Annotated in this window: 1 protein-coding gene; it reads left to right on the forward strand. The window is 43.9% G+C overall.

Going from position 1 to position 1,461, the window contains the following annotated elements:
- Window positions 1–142: 142 nt before the first annotated feature.
- A partial coding sequence (gene leuC / locus L652_RS0100690; RefSeq protein WP_024594751.1) for a 3-isopropylmalate dehydratase large subunit occupies window positions 143–1,461 on the forward strand: 1,319 nt, incomplete at its 3' end.

The following is a 1,461-nucleotide window of genomic DNA, read 5'->3' on the forward strand; positions in this document are numbered from 1 at the left end:
CGGCGTTGGCACTCCAGATATTTATCCAAATGCCGGTTACAGCACAAGCGATGTGGCAGCAGCTATCGTTTCACGCATTTAATAACATATTAAAGTTGCAGCACCGTTATGCTGCAACTCAAACAGATTAGGGAATTAGCAAGTGGCCCAAACGTTATACGAAAAAATTTGGCAAGCACACACCGTTGCCAGCATAAACGAGCAAACCGACTTACTTTATATTGACCGCCATTTAGTGCACGAGGTGACTTCTCCGCAGGCTTTTGCAGGTCTACGTGAAAAAAACCGTACTGTACGTTGCCCAGAAAAAACCTTTGCAACGATGGATCATAACGTATCGACTAAAAGCCGATCACTTGATGCCGCAAGCGAAGTATCTAAAAACCAATTAATGGCGCTTGATAAAAACTGTAAAGAGTTTGGTATTGTACTTTACGATTTAAACTCCATTAACCAAGGCATTGTGCATGTAATGGGGCCAGAGCAAGGTATTACTTTGCCAGGTACAACCATTGTATGTGGCGATAGCCATACCTCTACGCATGGTGCGTTTGGCGCATTAGCGCATGGTATTGGTACGTCTGAGGTTGAGCACGTATTAGCAACGCAAACGCTACAGCAAAAAAAGGCAAAGTCGTTAAAAATTCAAATTAACGGTGTTTTGCGTCCAACGGTTACTGCTAAAGATTTAATTATGGCGGTAATTGGTAAGTTAGGTACTGCTGGTGGCACAGGTTATGTAGCAGAGTTTTGTGGTGCAGGCATTGAAGCGCTTTCGATGGAAGCCCGTATGACGCTATGTAATATGAGTATAGAAATGGGTGCAAAGGCCGGTTTGATTGCATCTGACCGAATTACTTATGACTATTTAAAAGGTCGTCCGTTTGCACCAAAAGGCGCTGATTTTGATGCAGCCGTTGAATATTGGGAAACATTAAAAACAGACGAAGGTGCACACTTTGATTTAGTTGTTGAGCTAAATGCTGACGACATTCAACCGCAAATTACCTGGGGCACAAGCCCAGAGCAAGTAATTGGTGTTGATGAGTGCATACCTGATCCAGATAAAGAGCCAGATTTAATTAAAGCCGACGCTATACGCAGTGCGCTTAAATACATGGACTTAAAAGCGGGCGATAAATTATCAAGCGCGAAAGTAGACACGGTATTTATTGGCTCATGTACAAATAGCCGCATTGAAGACTTACGCGCGGCTGCAAAAATTGTTGAAGGCAAACATGTTGTAGCCGGTATAGAAGCATTAATTGTACCGGGCTCGGGCTTAGTTAAAAAACAAGCTGAAGACGAAGGCTTAGCTGATATTTTTAAAGCCGCAGGTTTTGAATGGCGCGAACCGGGTTGCTCAATGTGTTTAGCGATGAACGATGACCGCCTAGAAGCAGGCAAGCGCTGTGCATCTACTTCTAACCGTAATTTTGAAGGTCGCCAAGGTCGTGGCGG

The sequence above is a fragment of the Pseudoalteromonas sp. TB25 genome, from assembly GCF_000497995.1.
Classification (GTDB): domain Bacteria; phylum Pseudomonadota; class Gammaproteobacteria; order Enterobacterales; family Alteromonadaceae; genus Pseudoalteromonas; species Pseudoalteromonas distincta.